The following is a 23711-nucleotide window of genomic DNA, read 5'->3' as shown; positions in this document are numbered from 1 at the left end:
TATGAATACTGAACTGGCCGAGCTGTTGCTGAAGAAAGATATTATCGAGCTGAACCATCTCTATGAAGAATTGATGCCGGTCTGGCCGACCCATCCCAAATTCCATACAAGCAGCGAGGAGACCATCTCCGGCGGCGATGGCAATTATAATACCCTGCTGCATATGGGCGATCATTGCGGCACCCATGTGGATGCGCCCGCCCATTTTATCGCCGGCGGCGCCACCATCGAGACCGTGGCGGCACGGCGGTTAATCGGCCGGGGCATCAAGATTGATGTTTCTTTTCTGCAGCCAAGCCAGGAAATCGCCCTGTCCGCGATTACGGCCTGGGAGGCGCAGAACGGCGCTATCAACGCCGGGGATATCGTGATATTTCGCACCGGCTATGATAAAAAATGGCGCAACAGACCGCACCACCAGGCGTTTATCGCCGATTGGCCCGGACTGTCCGCCGACGGCGCCCGCTATCTGATCGATAAAGGCGTCAACGCCATTGGCACGGACGCCATGTCGTTGGATGCCTATACCAACGCCGATTATCCCTCCCATCACATCGTGCTGGGCGCCGGCGCCTTGATTATCGAAAACCTGGCCAATCTTGACGCCCTGCCGCAGACCTTTTTATTCCTCGCTCTGCCGCTGCGCATCAAGGGGGGTTCGGCCTCGCCCATCCGGGCCGTGGCCCTGGTGTGACGGCGCCGGCGCGGCAATGCCTGTTTATCGCCGCGCCGCGCACAGCCTAATTAATGTCTCAGATCAAGGCGCAATAGCCGCTCTCCCGCTGCCTGCTTAGCAGCCCACCACCTTGCCCAGGAACGCCTGACAAAGTTCCAGCTGTTCGAGGGTGACATATTCATCGGCTTTATGCGCCTGGGCGATGGACCCCGGTCCACACACCACCGTCGGAATACCCGCCTGCTGGAACAGTCCCGCCTCGGTGCCGAATGACAGCGAGTCAAAGGACGCCTGTTCCAGCGCGCCGGCACAGCGTTGTTTGAGCTCATCGAGGGAGCTGTCGTCGCGCAGCCCGGGATATTCCGACTGTAGCTCCAGCCGGATATCCGCGCCTTCAGCCACCTCGCGCATCGCGGGCAGCAGCTCCCGGGCCACGTTATCCAACGCGTTTGCCAGCAGGTGGTGGCGGGTGTGCGGCAGCGGGCGGATTTCAAAATCGAACTCGCACCGATCGGGCACCACGTTGACCGCGCTGCCGCCGTGGATGGTGCCCACCTGTACCGTTGACCAGGGCGGTTCGTAGCGGGCGTCGGTATCGCCGTCACGCCACAGCCGTCCCTGGTTGCGCAGGAACAGAACCAGTTCGGCGGCGTAGTCAATGGCATTCACGCCCAGATGATTTTGCGAGGAGTGCGCCGCCTGCCCCTGCACCGTGCAGCGCCAGGCGCTTTTCCCCTTATGGGCGGTGGCGACGCGCATCAGGGTCGGCTCGCCGATAATACACCCGGTGGGCCGTGCCCGATCGCGCGCCAGCTCGGCAAGCAACCCGCGCACCCCGACGCAGCCGATCTCCTCGTCATAGCTGATGGCGATATGCACCGGCCTGGCATCGGCGGCCCGGGCGGCCTGGATAAAGCGGGGCACCATCGCCAGTACGCAGGCCAGGTAGCCCTTCATATCGGCGCTGCCCCGGCCATACAGACGCTGGCCGCGCCGGGTAAGGACAAAGGGATCGCTGCTCCATGGCTGACCCTGCGCCGGCACCACGTCCGAATGGCCGGACAGGCAGATACCGCCCCGATCAACGGGGCCGATGGTGGCGTACAGATTGGCGCGCTCGCCGTCGGCGCTGTAAACCCGGCGGCTGGCAATACCGTAACCGGCCAGATAGGATTCGACAAAATCAATCAGCGCCAGGTTGGAGCGGCGGCTTAGCGTCGGATAACCCACCAGCGTCGACAGCAGTTCTATGACATCGCTCAATTACGGCTCCTTTGGTTTCACGGCCTCGGGCCGGCGTTAACGCCGCTGCTATCAAGGCGTTCTACCCCGCGCGCGGCGTACTTATGATGACGGGGCGCCCCGCCTTTTGCTGCGCGGCAACCGGCCAGGCCGCGGGGCAGGTTATGATTTTACAGCGATAACATCGATCTCCACCCACCACTCCGGGCGCGCCAGCGAGGTGATCATCAGCCCGGTGGATACCGGGAACACACCTTTCAGCCAGCGGCCCATAATGTTGTAGACCGTCTCGCGGTAGCGCACATCGGTCAGATAGACCGTAATCTTACAGATATCCTCAAGCTTGCTGCCCGCTTCTTCCAGCAGCATGTTGATATTGTACATGGCCTGCTCGGTTTGCGCGGCCACATCACCCTTGCCCACCGATTCGCGGGTATCCAGGTCCTGGCCTATCTGGCCGCGCAGGAATACCATATTGCCGGCCACCACGGCCTGGCACAAATCGTTATCCAGATTCTGCTCGGGATAGGTTTTCTTGGTATTGAAGGGGCGGATACGGGTGTGACTCATGATGCGTTCTCCATTGTTGCGATTTTAGGTTTGTGGCCGGAAAGCCCCCGGCCGGGTACGGCATTCGCCCGGCGTTTCACGCCAGGAACTGTTTTAACTCCGCGGTGCGCGGATGATCGAAAATGTCCTCTGGGGTCCCCATTTCATGGACGCGCCCCTGGTGCATAAACACGATGCGATCGGCGACCTTGCGCGCAAAGCCCATTTCGTGGGTGACCATGATGATGGTCATGCCGTCGGCGGCGAGCCCCTCGATCACCTGCAGCACTTCGCCCACCAGTTCGGGGTCGAGGGCGGAGGTGATTTCGTCGCACAGCAGCACTTCGGGGTTCATCGCCAGCGAGCGCGCAATCGCCACCCGCTGCTGCTGGCCGCCGGAAAGATTGCCGGGCCAGGTGGCGAATTTCTCTTCCAGGCCGACGCGTTTTAGCAAAACGCGCGCCGTGCGCTCCGCCTGTTCGCGCGGCATTTTTTTCACCAGCGTCGGCGCCAGCATGACGTTTTTACCCACCGTCAGGTGCGGAAACAGGTTAAAGCTCTGGAAAATCATGCCGACGTTTTGGCGCAGCTCGCGCATGGCGGCCGGGTCATGCTGCCGGATGGCCTGTCCGTCCACCGTCAGCTCGCCCTCCTCAAAACTTTCCAGGCCGTTGATGCAGCGCAGCAGCGTGCTTTTACCCGAGCCGCTCTTGCCCAGGATGCAGACCACTTCCTGGCGTTTAATCTGTAAATCAATGCCCTTGAGCACCTCATTGTCGCCAAACCGCTTGTGCAGGCCGCGAATATCGACCACCGCGAAGGCGGTGTCCGCAGGAGTACTATCAGTCATGTCCGTCGGCTCCCTGGATGAGTTGTTTTTCTAAATGCCGGCTCCACCAAGACAGCGGAAAGCACAGGATAAAATAAAGCGCCGCGACGCTGCCGTAGACCAGGAACGGGGCAAAGGTGGCGTTGGAAATAATTTGTCCCGAGCGGGTCAGCTCGACGAAGCCTATCACCGACGCCAGGGCGGTGGCCTTTACCGCCTGGACCAAAAACCCCACCGTCGGCGCCACCGCTACCCGCAGCGCCTGGGGCAGGATGACGTAGCGCAGCTGTTCGCCAAAGGTTAACGCCAGGCTGGCGGATGCCTCCCATTGCTGGCGGGGAATACTCTCCACGCTGCCGCGCCAGATTTCGGTAAGATAGGCGCTGGCATACAAGGTCAGGCACAGGCTGGCGGCGAACAGCGGCGAGGTGTCGACGCCCAGCAGCGCCAGGCCGAAATAAGTCAAAAACAGTTGCAGCAGCAAAGGCGTGCCCTGGAACAGATTGACATAGAGGATCACCAGCACCTGCAGCCAGCGCCGGTGCGACAGCCTGAGCACCAACAGGATGGCGCCGACGATGCCGCCGCCGGCAAACGCGATGGCCGACAGGCCGACGGTCCAGCGCAGCGCCAGCAGCAGGTTGCGGTATATGTCCCATAAAGAGAAATCACTCATGATTTTTTCCCAAGCGACGGTCCGAAGATAAACCGCGGCCCCAGCCAGCCGAGGAACTGGCGCACCATCACCGCCAGCGCCAGGTAAATCACCGCGGCGACGATAAAGGCTTCGAAATTGCGGAAAGAGCGACTGGCGATCAGGTTGGCGCTGAACGACAGTTCCTCGGTGGATATCTGGCTGCAAACCGCCGATCCCAGCATGATGATAATCACCTGGCTTATCAGTGACGGCCAGACGCGCGACAGCGCGGGCGGCAGCACCACGCGGGTAAAAATCTGCCAGCGGTCCAGCGCCAGGCTCTGGGCGGCTTCGACCTGGCTGCGCGCCGTGGCTTCAATGCCGGCGCGGGTGATCTCGGCCGCGTAGGCGCCGAGGTTCAGCACCAGCGACAGTACGCTTGCGGTCACGGCCGACATATGCAATCCCAGGGCGGGCAGGCCGAAAAAGATAAAAAACAGCTGCACGATATACGGCGTATTGCGCACCAGTTCGACATAGCACCCCACCGCGAAACGCAGCCAAACGCCGCCGTGGGCCCGCGCCCAGCCGCAGGCGATGCCAAGCAGCAGTCCAAGCAGCGTGGACACAAGCGTCATGGCCAGGGTGACCAGCGTACCGCCAAGCAATAGCGGCCATTGCTGCAGAATCGGGGAAAAATCAAAAACCATTACCCATGCTCCTTTGGTGTCGGTTCCGCCAGCACCAGCGTCGCCACGTCAGTCATAACGGGCAGCCGCCACAGGCTCGCCAGCAGTTGTCCGGCCGCCTGCGGCGCCAGGCAGCGGGCGGCGCAGCGCAGAAATTTATCGCCCAGGGCCCGGTCTTCCAGCGGGCGGGCGGCGCTGCCGGCGGCCTTGGCGACAAAACACTGCAACTTAGCGCCGTCGCGCAGGGTTATCGTCACGTGCGCGCCTTCCGGGGCGTCGGTGAACAGCGCAGGGTCGGCCCAGCGCGCGCCGCTGGTCATGCTCACCCGGCTCATTAGATCAATGAGGGTCTTTTCCGTCATCAGTCCGTCGTCCAGATGGTCCAGGGTCAGTTCGCCGAACAATAACGACGCCGCGATGGCGAAAGGCAGGCTAAACTGCGCTTGCTGGGCGGTGCGCGGCTGCGGGTAGATCAGGTTCGCCATAACTACCGGCGGCACGTCGCAGGCGATGCCGGCTATCTGGTCCGGTTCCAGCCGGTAACGACTCGCCAGATCCAGCACGCCGTCCACCGCCGCATGTGAGGAGAGGCAGACCGGGATGCGTTTAACATCCACTCCCGGCGCCAGCAGGCACCAGCGTCCGTCCCCCGGCGCCAGCCATCCGGCGTCAAGTTCGCCGTTGTTGCACAGGGCCGCCAGTCCGTAGCCATGGGACAGCGCGCCGGCGGGACCGTTCGCGCCCTGTTGCGCCAGCAGCGCCGCCGTCACGCCGCCCTCGGCGGCGCGCCCCGCCAACAGCGGTTTGGCGTCGCTGCCAAACGCGCATTTCATGCCGCCGGCGCCGGCAATTGCCAATCCTAACGCATGCGCGGTGGCGTCCACATCCAGCGCCAGCAGTTTGGCTGCCGCCGCGCACGCGCCGATGCCCCCAAGCAGGCCGGTGGTCCACCAGCCGCGATCGTAAAGGGTGCGGCCAAGGGCCATGCCGACGCGGTACTGGCACTCCGCCCCGGCCACCAGCGCGGTCAGCAACGCCGCGCCGTCGGCATGGCGCGCCTGCGCCACCGCCAGCGCCGCCGGCACGATCACCGCCGAGCCATGGACAAATCCGGCATAACAGTTATCGTCAAAATCGAGGGCGTGGGCGGCGACGCCATTGGCAAACGCCGCCGCCGGCGCCGCAAGACGCCGGGAGGCGCCCGCCACCGCCGCGTGGCCGTCGGCCGAGGTCAGCGCCGTTAACCGCCGGGCGCGGCCGGCGACGGGGGTAACCGAACCCGCCAGCATCACGCCCAGGGTGTCCACCAGGCAGCGCAGCGCCACCCGGCTCACCGCTTGCGGAATCTCCCCGGGAACCAGGGCCGCCACCCACTGCGCCAGCGGCCGGGTGTCGCCCGGCGCGGCAACTTCTACGGCCGCCCCGCCGGGTTTATCACCCCGCTCTGGCCAAATCGGATTACCTGTCGTTGTCATAATGTCCGCTCCTGCCGTGGCCTGTTGGCGTCGTCAACCAGCCGGGCCCGCCAGGGTCCGCTGGTGTTCATCAGACCCTGCGCCGGTGCGCGCTCCGTGGTCATCGTCATGCCGCGCGCCGGCATCCCGTTTTATTCCGGCAGGTCGCCCGCCGGGGCGCCCAGCCATTTTTGCGAAATCTTATCCAGGGTGCCGTCGGCCTTGGCGGCGCGCAGGATTTCGTTGACCTTGGCCAGCAGGGCGGGTTGGTCTTTTGGCAACCCGACGTAACAAGGCGAATTGGATAAAATTACCTTCAGGTGCAGGTCCAACTGCGGATGCTTTTGCTTCATCGCGGCGGCAACCGTGGTGCCGATGGCCACCAGCTGCGTCTGGCCCGACAGGAAAGCGGAGATGGTGCTGTTATTATCCTCAAAGCGTTTTACCTGCGAGTCCGGCGCCAGCCGGCTTAGCTCTTCGTCCTGCATTGAACCGCGGGTCACGGCGACGGTTTTGCCGGCCAGTTCGCCGAAATTGGCCGCCTGGGTCTTGTCGGCGCCGAAGACCGCGTCAAAAAACGGCGCGTAGGCGATGCTGTAGTCGATAACCTTGGCCCGCTCGGCGGTTTTGCCCAGCGACGAGATGGTCATGTCCGCTTTACCGGTTTGCAGGTAGGGCACCCGGTTCGGTCCGGTAACCGGCACCAGGATCACCTTGGCGCCCAGCTTTTGCCCGAGCAGATTGGCCACGTCGATATCCAGCCCCTGCGGCGCCATATCGCCGCCTACGTACCCATAGGGCGGGTAATCCACCGGCACCGCCACGCGCAGCGTTTTCTGGCTCATGATGTTATCGAGCACATCGGCGGCGTTGGCCGCCGTCAGTGTAAAAGCGGCCAGCGCGCCCATCAGCAGCGCTATCACGAAGTGTCTTTTCATAACGATTATCCTGTGTAGACGAAAAAAGGAACCAGGTCCGGCGCCGCACCCGCGCCGGCAGTAATGGCTTAGATGTTATTTCCTGAAATACCCCGCTCTCACCGCCATGCCGATCAGGTTGACAAAAAAACGGCAGGCGGTAATGGCGGTAATGCCGTTAAGGTCTTTTTTCGGCGTGATCTCAACGATATCCATGCCCACCACCCGCCCTTTTTTCACCAGGCCGTGGATGATTTTCCGCGCCTCGCAATAGGTGACGCCGCCCAGGGCCGGGCCGTTGACGGCAGGCATAATAGTAGGATCGATACCGTCCGCATCGAGGGTAATGTAGTAGTTTCCGCCGTCGGGTATACGATCGAGCACCGACTGCGCGCCCTCATCGTGCAGTTCGTGGGCGGTAATAAGATGCGCGCCATACGCCAGCGCGGCGTCCACTTCCTCCTGGCGGGCCGAGCCGTTGGCGCGCAGGCCGATCTGGAAAATTTCGCCGATATGCGCCATTTCCGAGGCGCGGCGTATCGGGCTGGAGTAACCGTCGGTCACGCCGTTAACCTCCTGGCGCCAGTCCAGATGCGCATCGATATGGACCAGGGTAATGGGGCCCAGGGTGTCAAGCGCGCGCAATACCGGAATGGGTATGCCATGGTCGCCGCCTATCACCAGCGGCATGCCGCCCAGGGAAATGATTTTGCGCACCACCGCTTCGGCGGCGTCATAATGGCCGCCCAGTTCACGCGCGTCGCCGGCGATATCGCCGCAGTCCACCATCCGGATCGGCTGGTTGTCCATCAGCGGGCCGCCGATGTCGAAATCATAGCGCTCGATGCTGCGCACGGCGCGATCGGTGGCCTGGCGCACGGCGGTGGGCGCATTGGTCTGGTCGTTGGTCACCTCATCGATGGAGTAAGGCGAACCGTAGGGGATACCCAGTACGGCGATATCCACCGACTCCAGGGTATTGAGGTCGGTAACCACTTCCGAATACAGCAGGCTTTTATGGCCGTGTTTCGGCGCGGTGGTCAGTTCCGGTTTATAGCGGGTCATAGTCATGTCCTGTACTGGTTGTCTAAAAACGTGGGTAACGGCGGCGGGTCAATCCACGCTCCACCACTCCCCCATTGCCCATAGCGTTTCCTCGGTCTCGCTGACCAGGGCGCGTACATCCACTTTCGAGGTGGCGGCCATCAGCGCCACCAGTAATTCGCTCACCATAAAGGCAGGCGTTATGGTGTCGAAAAAAGAGGCGGTCTTTTTTTTCACCAGGATGGTCTCACCGGCCAGACGCGCCACCGGCGAGCTGGCGTTATCGCTGATGGCGACGATTTTCACCTTTTGCTGGGACAGGTAGCGGGTCAGGGCCACCGTGCGCCGCGAATAAGGCGACAGGCAGGAGACCAGCAGGGCGTCTTTTGGTCCGAGAGTGCGCATCAGCGCCATGACGCCGCTCTCCCCGGCCCCTTCCACCAAATGGACGTTATCCTTGAAATAGGACGCCACATGGCAAAAATGAAACGCCACCGGGAAAGACGAGCGCAGGCCAAGACAATAAATATCCCGCGCCTGCGCTAGGATGGCGGCGGCGCGCACCATGGCGGCAAGGTTGTCGTCCCGGCAGGATGCCTGGATATGCCCGGCAGTGGTATTGGCCAGCTCCAGCAGCAGGGAAGACTCGCCCACCTTCTGTTTCATTTCCACCAGCGCCGGCACCCTTGAGCCGTATTCATAGCCTTTCGCGCGCACCGCGTTGACAAAAACAGCGCGGATATCGTCATACCCTTTGAGTCCAAGGCGCTTGGCCAGCCGTGTCATGGTGGAGGGCGGGATCCCCGCCAGCCGCGCCTGTTCACGCATGGACATCACCGCCACTTCCTGCGGGTGATCCAGGACAAATCTGGCCGCCAGCCGCACCTGTTTCGGCAGGGACTCGTACTGGGCATTAATAGCCTGAGTGAGCGTGAGCTGATCCATAAAAGGGGTCCCTAATGCATATCGTCATAAGCATGATTGCAACAGGTATGCCAAAAATGATTACTAATGATTCAATTGATTCATTTTCGCGACGGCAGGTACGGCTGGCGCAGGGCGCCGTCGGGAAGACGATGCGACAAAATGATTCCTTTGATTCATTTCCGCGCCAAATTAATTTTTGCCGCGGGTGGCGCGACGGCGGCATCGCTTGGACACGCCGCGCCGATGCCCGGCTTAGCGGGGAGCCGGTGCATCATGATGGTGCAAAAGCACCTATTTAGTGCATAGACTTTTACATGGAATATCGCCAAGAAGCAGGCCTCTAAAAAAATCCAATATTTATCAATTAGATATAATTACAACGCTACTGGCACGCCCTTTGCTTATCTTATATAACGGGACCGAGTTCCATTTTATGAGATAAGCATGAGCATACTGAACAGTACCGCCGCGATTTTGCGCCTGATGAGCACCCTGAAACGCGGCGTGACGGTGACCGATTTGGTCGAACATTTGCAATTCCCCAAAAGCACCGCCTCCCGCGTGCTCAAGCAACTGGCCGAAGCGGGCTTTTTGGACCGGGACGCCAGCTCGCTCGCCTATCAGCCCGGGCTGATGCTGCTGGAAGTGACCCATCTGGTGCGGCGCAATTCCTCATTAACGGATCTTATCGAACAGGCGCTGCGCGAACTGTGCGGATTAACCGGGCATACCGGTTACCTGTCGGTGCTTGACGGCAACGATGTGCTGGTACTGCGCGTTATCCCAGGCGTGCACGCGCTGCGGGTGATCCGCAACGCGGGATCCCGCTCGCCGGCCTGGGGCACCTCCACCGGCCGCGCGCTGCTGGCCCGGCTGCCGGATACCCAGCTGAACGCCCAGTTCCGCGCCGTGCTGTCGCCCGCCAACGACCTGCCGATGCATTTCACGCAGCTGATGGATCGGCTGGCGGTCGTGCGCCGCTGCCATTGGGCGTCGGCGGTTAACGAAGCGGTGGCCGGCGCGGCGTCGGTCAGCTGCGCTGTGGGCGACCCCCACAGCGGCGAAACCGTGGCGTTTTGCCTGACCTTTCCGGCCTCGATGGCGGATGACACGGAAATCCAGCGTCTTTCCCGGCTGTTGTGCGCGGCGGCGATGCAAATCGGCAAAAAGGTCGGCGACCCCTACTGGTTTCGCTAACCGCCGGACGCAGGGTCCCGTGGCCGCATTTCGCCGTTATTTTGCTTTATTTTTCAGGAGTGGTTTATGTCACATCGTCAGCATCCCAGCAGCTTTAACCCGGGCACCTTGCTGTTTCTCACGGTGCTCAGCATCTTTGGCGCGGTCATCGGCATCCAGCTGCTGACTACGCTTGGCGTCACGCCCAATACCTCGATTATCGGCGCGCTGGTGGCGATGATCATCGCCCGGGTGCCGCTCCAGCTGTTCAAACGTTTCCGCTCCATACATATCCAGAACCTGGCGCAAAGCGCCATTTCATCCGCCACCTTCGGCGCGGCCAACAGCTTGCTGCTGCCCATCGGCATTCCTTATATTTTCGGCCGGCCGGATCTCGTGCTGCCGATGTTTATCGGCGTTTCGCTGGCCATGCTGCTGGACGGTTATCTGCTCTACCGCATGTTCAACACCACGGTATTTCCGGCCGCCGGCGCCTGGCCGCCGGGCGTCGCCGCGGCGGAATCCATCAAGGCCGGCGATCAGGGTGGGCAACAGGCGGGCATTCTCGGCGCCGGCTTGCTGATAGGCGCCGTCGGTTCCTGGTTTAAGTTCCCCATGGCGGCGCTGGGCACGGCGTTTATCGGTAATATCTGGGCGTTGTCGATGTTCGGCGTCGGCCTGCTGATCCGCGGCTACAGCCTGCCGTTAACCGGGTTCGATATTAATAAAAACTATATTCCCCACGGCATGATGATCGGCGCCGGATTGGTGGCGCTGTGCCAGGTGATCGCCATGATCCGCGGTAAGAAACTCGATCGTGCCACCGCCACTGCCGATGCGCTGAGCGCGGCGGACGCCGACCGCCGCCATATTCTCGGCTCCCTCGGGCTTGGCGCGGCAGGGTATATCCTTATTGCCGCGCTGATTGCGCTGGGCGGCGGGCTGTATACCGCAATGCCGATGGGCATGTTATTGGCCTTTATCGTCTATGCCGCTTTCGCCGCGTTTATCCATGAACTGATCGTCGGCCTGGCGGCCATGCATTCCGGCTGGTTCCCGGCTTTTGCCGTGGCGCTTATTACCCTGATTATCGGCATCATGATTGGGTTTCCGCCGGTGGCGCTGGTCATGCTGTGCGGTTTCTCGGTGGCCACCGGGCCGGCGTTCGCCGATATGGGATACGATCTGAAAGCCGGGTTTATCCTGCGCGGCAATAACGCCGATATCGCTTTTGAGCTGGAAGGACGCCGCCAGCAGCTGTTCGCCGCCCTGATCGCCTTTGTTATCGCCATGCCGGTGGTCTACCTCAGCTACCAGGGCTACTTCGCCAAGGGGCTGGTGCCGCCGGTGGCTAAAGTTTATGCCGCCACCATCCAGGCCGGCGTGTCCACGGACATTGCCAAATCACTGCTGATCTGGGCGGTGCCGGGCGCCCTGATCCAATGGATTGGCGGGTCTTCGCGCCAGTTGGGCGTACTGCTGGCCACCGGCCTGCTGATTGCCAATCCGCTGGCCGGGTGGGCGGTATTGATCGGTATCGCCATACGCCTGGTGGTGCTGCGCCTTGGCGGTGAGCAGCGCCGTCATCAGCTGGAGGTCTTTGCCGCCGGACTGATTGCCGGCGATGCCCTGTTCAGCTTCTTTAATTCGGTTTTTGCCGGCAAGAGCGGTAAATAACGCGGTATCCGCGGGCCATGGCGTTTTTGCAACCCGGGCTATCCTGACCCTTCGTTGAGAGATATTTATGACTTTATTACAGACCCTGCACGTATTTGAAGCATTCGACTCCGCCTTTGCCAGCGGGCAGACGGTGGCGCAACTGCTGGCCGCCTATCCCGCGGCCCAGGTCAGCATTACCGAAATCAGCGGCCCCAAGGGCAAAACCGATTTCGTCAAAGTCGTTATCCCCGGCACCCAGGGGAAACGCGGCGGCGGCGCGGCCCCGACGCTGGGTATTGTCGGGCGTTTGGGCGGCATCGGCGCGCGCCCTACCCGCATCGGCCTGGTATCCGACGCCGACGGCGCCGTAGCCGCCATCGCCGCCGCCGTTAAGCTTGCGCATATGCAAACCCAGGGCGATAGCCTGCCCGGCGATGTGATCATCACCACCCATATTTGCCCCGACGCGCCGACCCGGCCGCATGAGCCGGTGGATTTTATGGATTCGCCGGTGGAAACCGAAGAGATGAACGCGCAGGAAGTGCTGCCGGAAATGGACGCGGTGCTGTCCATCGACACCACCAAGGGTAATCGTATCATCAACCATAATGGGTTTGCCCTGTCGCCCACGGTGAAACAGGGCTACATCCTGCGCGTGGCGGAAGATCTGCTGCGCATTATGGAAATGACCAGCGGACGGCTGCCGGTGACCTTTCCCATTACCACGCAGGATATTACTCCCTACGGCAACGGCGTTTTCCATCTCAACAGTATCCTGCAGCCGTCCATCGCTACGGCGGCGCCGGTGGTGGGCGTGGCCATTTGCGCGCAAAGCGCGGTACCCGGCTGCGGCACCGGCGCCAGCCAGGAAACCGATATCGCCGCCGCCGCCAAATTCGTGGTGGAAGTTGCCAAGGAGTTTACCCGCGGCACCTGCAGTTTTTACGATAGCGCCGAATACGCCCGCCTGTTGGAACTGTATGGTTCCCTGGCCCATTTACAGCAACGTCAATAAGCGAGGTCGTTATGTCCGCAACCTTACTGGGTACCCTGACCATCGGCCAGGCGCCGCGCGCCGATATTACCCCTATCCTGACCGAGCACCTGCCCGCGGGGGTGGAATGCATCCATCTGGGCGTGCTCGACGGCCTGGATCACGCCACTATCGCCCGGCGCTTTCCCGTCCGGCCCGGCGAGGCGGTGCTGACGACCCGGCTGCTGGACGGCAGCGCCGTGATCCTGGGTAAAAGCGCGGTTCGCGAGGCGGTCCAGGCGAAACTCAATGAACTTGAACATGTGGGCTGCCGCACCATCGCGCTGTTATGCACCGGTGAATTCCACGGTCTGGGCTGTGGGCAGGCCTGGCTGCTGGAACCCGATTTGCTGGTGCCGCCGGTGGTAACGGCGCTGACGAACGGGCGCCAGGCCGGCATCCTGGTGCCGTTGCCCGAGCAGATGGCGAGCGAAGGCGCAAAATGGCGCGCCCTGGCGCGTCCGCCGGTGTATGCCGCCGCGTCGCCGTACATCAGTACGCCGCAGCAGTTGACCGCCGCCGCCCTGGCGCTGAAGACCCAGGCCGCGGACGTGATTGTCATGGACTGCATGGGCTATACCGAACAGCATCGCCGGATAGTGCGTGAAGCCACCGGCCTGCCGGTGATATTATCGAACGCCCTGTTGGCCCGCCTGCTGGCCGCCCTACTGTAGCCATGGAAGCCATGGCGCCGCGACCGGCAAAGCCGCCATGGTAATTCATTAAGGAGTGGATGTATGGAACTGCTGTTACTGAGTAATTCGGTGCTGCCCGGCCACGGCTATCTGGCCCATGCCGTCGATCCGATGCGCGCGCTGTTAAAGAACCGCCGCAAGGCGCTGTTTGTACCTTTTGCCGGCGTCACCGTCGCATGGGACGATTATACCGCCAAGGTACGCCAGGCCATGGCGCCGCTGGGCATCGAGCTGACAAGCGTACACACGCTGGATGACGCGGCGGCGGCGGTGGCCCGCGCCGAGGCGATTATCGTCGGCGGCGGCAATACCTTTCATCTGCTGAAATGCTGCCGCGAGCGCGGGCTGCTGGGGGCCATCACCGAGCGCGTGCGCCAGGGCGCGGCCTATATCGGCTGGAGCGCCGGGGCCAACCTGGCCTGCCCCACGCTGTGCACCACCAATGATATGCCGATCGTCGATCCGGGCGGTTTTGCGTCCCTGGGACTGGTGGACTACCAGATCAATCCCCACTATACCAATCAGTTGCCCGCCGGACATCAGGGGGAAACGCGCAACCAGCGTCTGGCCGAGCTGCTGCGTGCCCGGCCGGAGATGACCGTGATCGGCCTGCCGGAGGGCGACTGGCTGACGGTCGCCGACGGCGAGACGCGGCTGGCGGGGCCTTACGACGCGGTGTTGTTCCGCGCCGGCCGGGAGCCGCAGACGCTGAAACCCGGCGCCGCCCCGCTTGACCTTGCCATAACGCGGTAGTCGCCGGTGCGGTTGTCCATTACCGGCCCCGCGGGCTGGAGTCGGGCAGGGTTGCCCCTGCCGGCTGGACACCCTCCGGACCGGCTTAACGCTTATCCTGTGGTCAGGGAATATTCTCCATGAATAGTGCGGAATTATCCGTTAAGACGTTAAGCGACTTATGACCTGCAAACGCTGAGAAATATTCATTATATATTTAATATTAATAAGAAATTATTTTCCAATAAATTACAATAACATGTTCGCAAAATAAATACTCTTATCATTATTATACCCGCGCCGCCGATCTGATGAAACATACGCAACAATAAGCGGATACCGCAGGAAAAAATAACTCAACGATAAAAGATATAGAGTGCTGGAAATAGAATTATCCCGCCAATACTTTGAACCAGCCCCCATTTTTGGTCAAATATCCCATCGCCGGCGTTAAATCCGGCTAAAATTGCTAAATCTTGTCTATTCAAAGGCATAACAATGCCCTCCCCGCGCCGCGGCCGGTTCAATGGCGGGCGGCGCCCTATCCAAAAGGAGATACCCATGCTGGCGCCTTATTCAGTTGGATTAAGGAACATACTGTTGGCGATAGTTCTGGCGGCCGGTGCCGGCCCCGCTGTTACCGCCATGGCCGCGCCCCAGCCGGTCGAGTCCGGTCCCCTGGCCCCCGCGGCGGCGGTGCTGCCGCCCGATATTCTTTTTGGGCCGTTGTTCGAGGCGGTGCAGCAGGCCAGAATTTTCCCCGATCAGAAAACCTTTGCCGACGCGGTGCCGCGGGAGAATCCCGCCGCCATCCTGGCGCAGTATCAGGATCAGCACGCCCAGGCCGGGTTCGATCTCAAGCGTTTTGTCGCGACCCATTTTATCCTGCCCGGCGAAGGCAAGCCCTACCAGCCGCCTGCGGGACAGACCCTGCGGGCGCATATCGACGGGCTTTGGCCGGTGCTGACCCGTAAAACCGATAGCGTGCCGCCCTTTGATTCACTGCTGCCGCTGCCGGAAAGCTATGTGGTGCCCGGCGGCCGTTTTCGGGAAGTGTATTATTGGGACAGTTATTTTACCATGCTGGGCCTGGCCGAAAGCGGCAACTGGGAACGGGTCAAAAACATGACCGATAATTTCGCGCATGAAATCGATACCTACGGTCATATCCCCAACGGCAACCGCAGTTATTACCTGAGCCGCTCCCAGCCGCCGTTTTTCTCGTTTATGGTGGAACTGCTCGCCGCGCAGGAAGGCGACGCGGTGTATGCGCGCTACCTGCCGCAGCTGAAAAAGGAATACGACTACTGGATGCGCGGCGCCGACGGCCTCGCCAAGGGCGCCGCCGCCGAACGCGTGGTGCGCCTGGACGACGGCAGCCTGCTTAACCGGTATTGGGACGATCGCGACGTGCCGCGCACCGAGTCCTGGATGGAGGATATCGCCACCGCCGCCAGGGCGAAAAACCGGCCGGCGGCGGAAGTCTACCGCGACCTGCGCGCCGGCGCCGCCTCCGGCTGGGACTTCAGCTCGCGCTGGCTGACCGATCCCCATGATCTCGCCACTATCCATACCACCGACATTATCCCGGTGGATCTGAACGCCCTGCTGTTCCATCTGGAACAGACGCTGTCCCGCGCCAGCAAGGCCGCCGGCGCGTCCGGGGACGAACTGCGCTATACCCGGCTGGCCGACGCGCGCAGCCACGCCATCAACCGCGTGCTGTGGAACCAGCAGGACGGTTATTACACCGATTATGACTGGCGGCAGAAAAAAATCACCCGCCCGATCACCGCCGCCACGGTATTCCCGCTGTTTGTGCGTATCGCGCCGCGCGAGCGTGCGGTCAGTACCGCGCAGGCGGTGCGCGACCAGTTGCTGAAAGAAGGCGGATTAACCACCACCATCGTCAATAACGGCCAGCAATGGGATGCGCCCAACGGCTGGGCGCCCCTGCAGTGGGTCGCGGTACAAGGGCTGCAAAATTACGGCCAGGACGCCCTGGCGCAGTCCATCGGCACCCGTTTTCTTAAAAATGTGCAAAATCTGTATGACGCGCAGCACAAGCTGGTGGAAAAATATGTGGTCGAAGGCAAAGGACTGGGCGGCGGCGGCGGCGGCGAATATGCGCTGCAGGACGGCTTCGGCTGGACCAACGGCGTCACGCTGAAACTGCTGGATGCCTATTGCGGCGCGCTCACGGACTGCAAAAAACACGATCCGGCAGCGGCGGCGCAGCCGGCGCATTAACTGCCGGGAGCACGCCGGAAGGCGTGCTTCAACCACCAGCACCACGCTATATCTGATGCAGGGCGAAGGGGTAAAAGGGAGGATTACCTTGCAGCCAACAGCGCGCCCAAATGGCCCGCCGGATGGTTTTTGGAAAAATCCTGCGCGGAAAATCCTCTCAATTCCATAAGCGCAATGGCCATGGCGTCCCCGATAGCAAGCGTGGCGCTCGCGCTCACCGTGGGCACGATATCATAGGAACAGGCCTCGCCCTTGATATCAAAGGCAATGGTAATATCCACACTTTCCGCCAGGGGTGAAAGTCTATTCCCCGTTATCGCTATTATCGGTACGCCGCGTTCATGTAAAATAGGGACAAGCTGCATGATTTCATCGGTTCTGCCGCTATATGAAATTAAGAGAATAATGTCATCAGCGGTAATCATGCCCAAGTCACCATGTTTCGCTTCAACCGGATGGATAAAAAAACTTGGTGTGCCTATGGATGACAGGCTGGAACAAATTTTACGCCCGACATGCCCGCTCTTCCCTACGCCCAGGATAATGACATGGCCGGTGGACGCATGAATTAAATTAACCGCCTCATAAAAGCCGGAGTTGCCGAGTGACGAGGCTATCGCATATAACGCATCGGCTTCTTTAACCATAACCCTGCCGCCAATATGCAGTATCGCTTGCTTATCCATATATTTCTCCTCCTGATAACATGATGGCGCGGGCTCAGACCAGGAGACTGCGCGCTATATTAAGGTCATCCAGGGTGTCAACGCCCAGGGGATTGACATCCACAATGGAAATATCGATGCGCATGCCGTGCTCCAATGCCCGCAGTTGCTCCAGTTTTTCCCGCTGTTCCAGCGGACTGGGCGGCAGTTGGGAAAAGCGGGTCAAAGCATCTCGCATGTACGCATACAGACCTATATGGTGATAATGCTCGCCGCCGCCCCAGGGAATAGTGTTGCGGCTAAAATAGATGGCCCGTCCGGCCTTGCTTCCCGGCGGCATAGAGACGGCCACCTTAACCACGCTATCGGAAAGCCGCTCGTTCGGGGCGGCGATAACCGATGCCAGCGTCGCCACTTCGGCGCCGGGGCGGCGCAGCGGCGCCACCAGGGTTGTCAGCATCGCGGGATTGGCCGTGGGCATATCTCCCTGCAGGTTCACGATCACCTCATATTTGCCTGCCGGGTCGACAGCTTCCAGTGCGGCAAATACCCGGTCAGACCCGCTGTTAAGCCGTGGATCGGTCATGACCGCCTCACCTCCCACGTCGCGGATGGCCCCGGCAATCGCTTTATCGCCGCAGGCGACAATGACCGGCCCAAGATCGGCTTCTATGCCGCGCCGCCAAACGTGAACAATCATAGGGAGGCCGTTAATATCGGCCAGCGCCTTGTTAGGTAGCCGGGTTGAGGCCAACCGGCTGGGAATAATCGTGACGATATTCATATTATCCTCGGTTGAATCGCGCTTTAGAGCTGCTCATGCGTGATGATTTTTTTATTGGATTTTATTTTCCCATAATTAGCAAAAACATTATTAATATCCTCAAACGAATGAAAACTGAGTAAATTATCATGCTGCGTACTCCAATTATCCGCCAGCAGCGCCGCGGCGTCGGCCATATGGATACTATCGCCATTCAGATGACACAATATGATTTCAGGCTGTTTCCAGGGTAATCGTTCTGGAATAAACGGCTCATCGGCATGGTATCTGCTGAGCACCACCAGCCTGGAACATTTATCCAGTAGATCACAAGCCTGGCGAAAGCCACGGGAAGCGCCGGTCGCTTCGAATATAAGTTGAAAGCGCTGCCCGGCCATGGGGGCCTTGATTCGGTCCGGATACAGGCTTCGTAATTGGTCGACTTTATAATCATTATGATCATGGATATAAACATCGGCCCCGGTGATTTCGAGCAGCGCGAAAATAAGCAAGCTCCCCAACCCGCCGCAGCCCAGCACCAATATTTCGCCTTTACGGCCCGATACATTGCTTAACGCCACGGCATGAAGCGCCACCGAGAGGGGCTCTACAAGCGCGCCGATATGATCTTTCCGGTAAGCGGGTAATTTATGGACGTACGAATAATGGATGTCTATGTACCCGGCATACCCACGGTTGGTATAATGTTGCTCACCGCCCCTGACGCAAAGATGGCCTTTTTTTTGCCGGCAATAATGGCATTGACCGCAGCGAAAGTTGGGGTCGATAACCACCTGGCTGCCTGGCTGCAAGTTGATTACGCCGGCGCCGGCGGCTTTGATCACACCGCAATGTTCATGCCCTAACGATACGGGATAGCCTTCGTTCCTGTGGCCCAGATAAAATGATTTATCCGTACCGCAAACGCCGCAATAATTTATTTTTATCCTGACATAACCAGGGGCGACCTCTTCCTCAAGCTGACGGCTGGCAAAAGAAAACCGCCCCGGCTCCAGTAGTATCGCTACGGTATTTACACACGCTCCGCTCATGCGAGTCCCCCCGTCTGTTCCAGCGCCGCAACCGCGGCGGCGGCTTGCTCAAGGGTGTAGTCGATATCAGCGGCGCAATGGGCCGTGGAGACATACCATAGTCCCTCGGGGGTAATCCTGACGCCCCTCGCCTGCAATGCCGCATGCCACATGACGAGCAGCGGATGGCTGAGTTCACGCCGAGCTGTACGATAATCGCGGGCAACCGCCGGCGCTGCCCGAAAAGTGGTGGTCACCGCGCCGGGACTTGCCCTGACTTGCAGGGGCAACGCCGTGCCGGCGGCAATGTCTTGTAATCCCGCCCGCAGCGACTCACTCAGCAGATGAATTCTAGCCAGCTCCGCGCCGCCGTTATCGGCGAGTATTTCCAGGTTAGTTATTGCGCCGGCAAGGAAAGGCGGGAACGCATTATAGGTACCGGTATGCAAGGTTTGGGCGCCGGCAAGCAATCGCATATACTGTTCTTTACCGCCGACAGCCGCCAGGCAAACCGGACCGCCCAGCGCCTTGGCGAAGGTGGCGATATCGGGGATTACGCCATACCTGGCCTGGGCGCCGCCTATAGCTGTCCTGAAACCCGTTTGGATTTCGTCGAATATCAGCGGAATACGGTAGTGGTCGCACAGCTCCCGCATTCTGGCGAGATAGTCTTTTTCCGGCAGGATATTGCTCCAGAAGCTGTTAAACATGATGGGCTCGGTCACCACCGCGGCGATATCCCCGGCCTGACTGGCTAACACGCGCTCCAGCGCGTCGGTATCGTTCCAGCGTAACGCGAGGATATTACCGGCGTCGCCGGCGGGTTGCCCACGCGACATGGCTAACAGGGCGCCGGTATCTTGGGCGGTGTCTTCCGGGGTACTGAATCCCCAGGCGATATTGTCGAGCCAGCCGTGGTAATGCCCCTCGAAACGGATGATTTTTTCACGGCCGGTGGCGGATCTGGCCAGGCGCAGCGCGACATGCACCGCCTCCGAGCCGGAATTGCAAAAGCGGACCATCTCCGCGCCGGGCACCAGGGCTTTTATTTTTTCCGCCAGGACAATCTCCAGTTCGGTTTGCCCGGCGAAAAATTGGCCCGCCTGATATTGCTGCGCAATGGCGTCAAGGATACGGGGATGGGAATGACCGGTAATTAACGGCCCCCGGCCCAGGACATAATCTATGTATTTATTTTCATCGACATCCCATACATATGCCCCTCGCGCTTTTTGATAGAACAGGGGGTGCGGTTGCCAGTTGGCCCGATTATTACTGGACACGCCTCCGGGAATAACATTCGACGCTTTTTTATACAGCGCGTCGGAAATGGCATAATTCATGCTCATTCATCCTCCTTTTGCTAAATCACCAGTGACCGAAAGTCTTTGATAATGTGAAATGTGATTAGGTTGGTATATTGCCCATTTTTTGCAAAGCAATCGCCGGATCGCGCCACCAAAAATATGTCCTGTCCTGAAATGACAAAAGAGGGGTAATTCCTGGCGTGATATTCTGTTTCACCTTTGCTGATAACGCTCGCCTGCACCCAATCAATGCAATTGGATGAATAATAAAGCCCTAAAATATTTCTTTGGTTCGACGGTAAATTATACCTTCCCTGCGGCGTGGCGGATAATTTACACATTGAGTCTGTGATTATTGAAGATGCCATCCAATACAAGTGGGTGAACGTGTCGTATGTGATAAAAAATTTCAGGCTGCCGCCGGGAAACGGGATAAACGATAATAACTTGCCCGACGGCGCGGTAACCACCTGCAGGGCGATACCGCCGTCCCGCTGCTCCACCGCTTTAAGCACCGCGGCATAACCGCTGCCGTTGGTATTGGTGCGCATGATGATGTAAAGCGTTGCATTCGCGGGATCGTGCCAGATATGTTTAGGATCCGTTATTCGGACCACATTCCCCTCAAGCCAGCCTGGCGGGGAGGCGTTGATGGTCGGCATCAGGGATCGTGGACCGGCGGTTTCGGAAGGATAAAAGGGAATACCAAAATTCTCCCCGAAGCTCGCCGCGCAATAGTTGAATTTTTCGTTAAAGGAAAAACCGGTGGAAAATGTCCAGGCCGACCTGTCCAGCAGATTATCACGCCCATTGCCCCGCAGTACGACCGGCGTCAGCCCCGCGACGTTCCAGCCGGATATGCCCAAATCGGTTCTTAAATCCATGCACATATAGATAGCGCCGTTTTCCTGCAATATATTCGTCGCAGAACCATGCCACAATTGATTGCGGGTCAGTGCCGCCGGCGCCGACCACGTCAAGCCGTCGTCCTGCGATCTGATGATATAGAGGTCGCCAGCGTTGCCGATAATGTAAAGGCAGCCCTGGCATTCGAACAGCCGCGCGTGCCAGAAGGGAAAGGATCCCTGCTCAGCCCAGTGCCGACCCTGATCGTTGGAAATAAATATTTTACCTATGCCGCGGCGTTTTGTACGGCTTCCGTTGCTGGCTTCCTGGTTATCCAGGCCGGGGCCACCGAGATCCATGGTCACAACCAGCCTGCCGTTGGTCGTTTTTACTATTGAAGGGGTATAGCACCAAAGCCGGGTTGGATTGTTAGAGCGATAAATAATACGCCCATTAGAGTCAGTGTTATCCATAGGTCTGCCCCATGCCATAATCGCATCCTTTAGCGCACTTGTTATTACATTCTTATTGCATTATTTGATACATTCTTATTACGCTCGTTGCTGCGCATCAAAGAACGCTTAATAGTTTTATTTATTATTATTGGAAACTATGTTCAAATTAAACACATGTGGAATAATTCATGTGGAATATTTTAATGACGCATCTAAAAGCATTAAATAATATATCTATAACAGCCTACGCGGCGCGCTGATAAAAAATCATCAGCGTCAGCCACTCCACTCTGGTACATTTTCCTGGTTAATGTCAATATGTATTGATGAAATATATAAACAGTTACTCAACCCGATTAATTTGATAAGGACATAGCGCCCCGCTCATCCTCATTTTATGATATTGGCGCCATATCTCATTGCCAAAAAAGCGCTCGCGGTAAAGATGCGCAGCGGCTTCGCATACCTTAGCCGTAAAGCAAACGTTGGCACTTCCGTCGATAACGGCGCCCAGCACAGGCACCCATAATAAGCAGCATATTCCCCAACGGCCCGCAGATTGAGCAGAATAAGGGCGGGGAACGCAGTCAGCAGTCCGGTAACACCGGTGGCGCCGGCCCGTCTCAACCATGGCGATGCTTTTATCTTTAAGCGGCAGGCCGCCGACGGTGCTTCAGCGCGCTATTCCAAAATGATTCCAGGGAATGCAAGAGGCTGATATTCTTCAGAAGCAAGCCGCATAAATAGCCCCCGCCGCTGATACTCCCATGGCAATGTGTTACTCTTTTACCGGTAATGTCCAAGACGCCTTTTATTGCCCAATGATGGCATTGCCATGGCGGCATGCCGGATTCAGGGGTTGGGTAAAGACAGTATTTTGGCGGAAACTGCAGTTAAACAAGACGGTAATTATGGTAAAAAAATCCACTAAAAACGCCGCCAGCGCGTCGGCGCAAAGCCCTACGCTTATCGATGTCGCCAGGATAGCCGGCGTTTCCCCCATCACCGTGTCGCGCGCCCTGAACCGCCCGGAGCTGGTCTCTCCCGCGGCCCAGGAAAAAGTCTTCGCCGCGGTGCGCGCCACCGGCTATGTGCCGAATATGCTGGCGGGAGGGCTTGCCACCCGCAAAAGCCGGCTGATTGCCATTTTTGTCCCCACCATCGCCAACTCCATTTTCGCCGATACCGTGCAGGCGCTGATGGACAGCCTGACCGCCGAGGGTTATCAAACCCTGCTGGGCCTGACGGGCTATTCCAGCGAACGGGAGGAGCAACTGCTCGACGCCATTCTGGGCCGCCGCCCCGACGGTATCGTGCTGGCGGGCACGCTGCATACCGATGAAAGCCGCGAGAAGCTGCGCAAAGCGGGCATACCGGTGGTGGAGATTTGGGACTTAAGCGACGCGCCCATCGATATGCAGATCGGTTTTTCCCATGAGCAGGTGGGTATCGAGGTGGCGAATCATTTATTCCAGCGCGGCTACCGGCGCTTCTCGCTGCTCACTCTTGAGGACGCCCGCGGCTTGCGCCGCAGCCGCAGCGTGATAGCCGAACTGGCGTCCTGCGGCGTGCATGACGTTTCCATCGAGATTATGCCGGCGCCCGCCACGCTGGCCTCCGGGCGCGAAGGGTTAACGCGCATTCTGGCGCAGCACGGCTTACCCGAAGTTATCGTCTGCAGCTCGGACACCATCGCCGAGGGAGTGCTCGCCGAGGCGGCCAGCCGGGGGATCCGGGTGCCGGATGAGCTGGCGGTGATGGGTTTTGGCGATCTGTCCAGCGCCGCGCAGGTATTCCCCGCCCTTTCCACCGTCAGGGTGGACGGCGCCAGGATCGGCCTGCTGGTCGCCCAGGCGCTGCTGGTGCGTTTTAACGCTAAAAACCAGGAGCCCGCCCCGCTGCGCATCGACACCGGTTTTAGCCTGATCGAACGCGGCACCACAAAATTAATATGAATTGGCTCACAAATAACAGGTCTTTTTATTGAATGATTGCGCAATCATATTAGCATGATCGGTGTCAGTCATCGGACCTGGTGTTCCTGCGATCGTAAATGATTGCGCAATCATATCGAACCCCATCTCCTTTTTATCTACCCAGCGCCGCCTGGTACCCTACAAAAAGGAAATAACGTG

Annotated in this window: 25 protein-coding genes and 1 pseudogene; 10 read left to right on the top strand and 16 right to left on the bottom strand. The window is 59.5% G+C overall.

Features of this window, described 5'->3' with window-relative positions; all coding sequences use genetic code 11:
- The first annotated feature begins 1 nt into the window (after position 1).
- The gene (locus tag ACL2XQ_RS11840; RefSeq protein WP_413740388.1) at positions 2–694 is read left to right on the top strand and encodes a cyclase family protein; all 693 of its coding nucleotides are present in this window, start codon (positions 2–4) and stop codon (positions 692–694) included.
- 96 nt (positions 695–790) lie between these two features.
- Here ACL2XQ_RS11840 and argE read toward each other — a convergent pair whose 3' ends face one another.
- From argE to ACL2XQ_RS11795, 9 genes are all read right to left on the bottom strand, one after another.
- Complete coding sequence (gene argE, locus ACL2XQ_RS11835; RefSeq protein WP_413740387.1) at positions 791–1939, bottom strand: acetylornithine deacetylase; 1149 nt, start codon at positions 1937–1939, stop codon at positions 791–793.
- A gap of 141 nt (positions 1940–2080) precedes the next feature.
- Complete coding sequence (locus ACL2XQ_RS11830) at positions 2081–2491, bottom strand: RidA family protein (protein WP_410016801.1); 411 nt, start codon at positions 2489–2491, stop codon at positions 2081–2083.
- A gap of 73 nt (positions 2492–2564) precedes the next feature.
- On the bottom strand, positions 2565–3317 hold the full coding sequence (locus ACL2XQ_RS11825; protein WP_413723029.1) for an amino acid ABC transporter ATP-binding protein: 753 nt from the start codon (positions 3315–3317) through the stop codon (positions 2565–2567).
- Complete coding sequence (locus ACL2XQ_RS11820) at positions 3310–3972, bottom strand: amino acid ABC transporter permease (protein WP_410014702.1); 663 nt, start codon at positions 3970–3972, stop codon at positions 3310–3312. Before ACL2XQ_RS11820 ends, ACL2XQ_RS11825 begins: the two co-directional genes overlap by 8 nt.
- On the bottom strand, positions 3969–4643 hold the full coding sequence (locus ACL2XQ_RS11815) for an amino acid ABC transporter permease (RefSeq protein WP_410014701.1): 675 nt from the start codon (positions 4641–4643) through the stop codon (positions 3969–3971). Before ACL2XQ_RS11815 ends, ACL2XQ_RS11820 begins: the two co-directional genes overlap by 4 nt.
- Positions 4643–6097 carry an MmgE/PrpD family protein gene (locus ACL2XQ_RS11810; protein WP_413740386.1) on the bottom strand — a complete coding sequence of 485 codons (1455 nt, stop codon included), beginning with the start codon at positions 6095–6097 and terminating at the stop codon, positions 4643–4645. Before ACL2XQ_RS11810 ends, ACL2XQ_RS11815 begins: the two co-directional genes overlap by 1 nt.
- Before the next feature lie 131 nt (positions 6098–6228).
- The gene (locus tag ACL2XQ_RS11805; protein ID WP_413740385.1) at positions 6229–7014 is read right to left on the bottom strand and encodes a transporter substrate-binding domain-containing protein; all 786 of its coding nucleotides are present in this window, start codon (positions 7012–7014) and stop codon (positions 6229–6231) included.
- Between the two features lie 75 nt (positions 7015–7089).
- Positions 7090–8058, bottom strand: coding sequence for an agmatinase (locus ACL2XQ_RS11800; protein ID WP_410014698.1), 969 nt, complete (start codon positions 8056–8058; stop codon positions 7090–7092).
- 48 nt (positions 8059–8106) lie between these two features.
- The gene (locus tag ACL2XQ_RS11795; RefSeq protein WP_410014697.1) at positions 8107–8982 is read right to left on the bottom strand and encodes a MurR/RpiR family transcriptional regulator; all 876 of its coding nucleotides are present in this window, start codon (positions 8980–8982) and stop codon (positions 8107–8109) included.
- Between the two features lie 14 nt (positions 8983–8996).
- Here ACL2XQ_RS11795 and ACL2XQ_RS11790 point away from each other — a divergent pair, with 14 nt between their 5' ends.
- The 6 genes from ACL2XQ_RS11790 to pepE all read left to right on the top strand — a co-directional run bounded on the left by ACL2XQ_RS11790 (position 8997) and on the right by pepE (position 14280).
- The gene (locus ACL2XQ_RS11790; RefSeq protein ID WP_413732657.1) at positions 8997–9263 is read left to right on the top strand and encodes a hypothetical protein; all 267 of its coding nucleotides are present in this window, start codon (positions 8997–8999) and stop codon (positions 9261–9263) included.
- Between the two features lie 145 nt (positions 9264–9408).
- Positions 9409–10161, top strand: coding sequence for an IclR family transcriptional regulator (locus ACL2XQ_RS11785; RefSeq protein ID WP_410014695.1), 753 nt, complete (start codon positions 9409–9411; stop codon positions 10159–10161).
- A gap of 66 nt (positions 10162–10227) precedes the next feature.
- Positions 10228–11817, top strand: coding sequence for an OPT/YSL family transporter (locus ACL2XQ_RS11780; protein ID WP_413723032.1), 1590 nt, complete (start codon positions 10228–10230; stop codon positions 11815–11817).
- Positions 11818–11884: 67 nt separating this feature from the next.
- Positions 11885–12814: a DUF1177 domain-containing protein gene (locus tag ACL2XQ_RS11775; RefSeq protein WP_410014693.1), complete on the top strand. Its 930-nt coding sequence runs from the start codon at positions 11885–11887 to the stop codon at positions 12812–12814.
- 11 nt (positions 12815–12825) lie between these two features.
- Positions 12826–13506 (top strand): AroM family protein, encoded by a 681-nt coding sequence (locus tag ACL2XQ_RS11770; protein ID WP_413740384.1) that lies wholly within the window; start codon positions 12826–12828, stop codon positions 13504–13506.
- A gap of 63 nt (positions 13507–13569) precedes the next feature.
- Complete coding sequence (gene pepE / locus ACL2XQ_RS11765) at positions 13570–14280, top strand: dipeptidase PepE (RefSeq protein WP_410014691.1); 711 nt, start codon at positions 13570–13572, stop codon at positions 14278–14280.
- Between the two features lie 335 nt (positions 14281–14615).
- Here the strand turns inward: pepE and ACL2XQ_RS11760 are convergent, their stop codons facing one another.
- The gene (locus ACL2XQ_RS11760; protein ID WP_413740383.1) at positions 14616–14822 is read right to left on the bottom strand and encodes a hypothetical protein; all 207 of its coding nucleotides are present in this window, start codon (positions 14820–14822) and stop codon (positions 14616–14618) included.
- Here ACL2XQ_RS11760 and treA point away from each other — a divergent pair.
- Positions 14821–16509 (top strand): alpha,alpha-trehalase TreA, encoded by a 1689-nt coding sequence (gene treA / locus ACL2XQ_RS11755; RefSeq protein WP_413740382.1) that lies wholly within the window; start codon positions 14821–14823, stop codon positions 16507–16509. The two genes, ACL2XQ_RS11760 and treA, sit on opposite strands and share 2 nt — an antisense overlap.
- Positions 16510–16592: 83 nt before the next feature.
- Here the strand turns inward: treA and ACL2XQ_RS11750 are convergent, their stop codons facing one another.
- From ACL2XQ_RS11750 to ACL2XQ_RS11725, 6 genes and pseudogenes are all read right to left on the bottom strand, one after another.
- On the bottom strand, positions 16593–17195 hold the full coding sequence (locus ACL2XQ_RS11750) for an SIS domain-containing protein (RefSeq protein ID WP_410014689.1): 603 nt from the start codon (positions 17193–17195) through the stop codon (positions 16593–16595).
- Positions 17196–17229: 34 nt separating this feature from the next.
- A complete protein-coding gene (locus ACL2XQ_RS11745) occupies positions 17230–17958 on the bottom strand; it encodes a 3-deoxy-manno-octulosonate cytidylyltransferase (protein ID WP_413740381.1) in 729 nt (242 codons plus the stop codon).
- Between the two features lie 23 nt (positions 17959–17981).
- Positions 17982–18479, bottom strand: a complete 498-nt coding sequence (locus ACL2XQ_RS11740; RefSeq protein WP_413733273.1) for a hypothetical protein — start codon at positions 18477–18479, stop codon at positions 17982–17984.
- Positions 18480–18638: 159 nt separating this feature from the next.
- Positions 18639–18989, bottom strand: a pseudogene (locus ACL2XQ_RS11735) (alcohol dehydrogenase catalytic domain-containing protein); the annotation flags it as partial.
- On the bottom strand, positions 18986–20317 hold the full coding sequence (locus ACL2XQ_RS11730; RefSeq protein ID WP_413740380.1) for an aspartate aminotransferase family protein: 1332 nt from the start codon (positions 20315–20317) through the stop codon (positions 18986–18988). The gene ACL2XQ_RS11730 and the pseudogene ACL2XQ_RS11735, both read right to left, overlap by 4 nt.
- A 14-nt stretch (positions 20318–20331) precedes the next feature.
- A complete protein-coding gene (locus ACL2XQ_RS11725; protein ID WP_413740379.1) occupies positions 20332–21141 on the bottom strand; it encodes a hypothetical protein in 810 nt (269 codons plus the stop codon).
- Positions 21142–21207: 66 nt separating this feature from the next.
- On the opposite strand from ACL2XQ_RS11725, the gene ACL2XQ_RS11720 reads away from it, so the two are divergent.
- Together ACL2XQ_RS11720 and ACL2XQ_RS11715 are read left to right on the top strand one after the other, a co-directional pair.
- Positions 21208–21519, top strand: coding sequence for a hypothetical protein (locus ACL2XQ_RS11720; RefSeq protein ID WP_413740378.1), 312 nt, complete (start codon positions 21208–21210; stop codon positions 21517–21519).
- Positions 21520–22487: 968 nt separating this feature from the next.
- On the top strand, positions 22488–23531 hold the full coding sequence (locus tag ACL2XQ_RS11715) for a LacI family DNA-binding transcriptional regulator (RefSeq protein ID WP_413723040.1): 1044 nt from the start codon (positions 22488–22490) through the stop codon (positions 23529–23531).
- Positions 23532–23711: the final 180 nt, after the last annotated feature.

This window comes from Sodalis sp. RH14, assembly GCF_047324285.1.
Taxonomy (GTDB): Bacteria; Pseudomonadota; Gammaproteobacteria; order Enterobacterales; family Enterobacteriaceae; genus Acerihabitans.
Note: the sequence above shows the minus strand (reverse complement) of the source record. Positions and strands in the feature narration are given on the sequence as shown.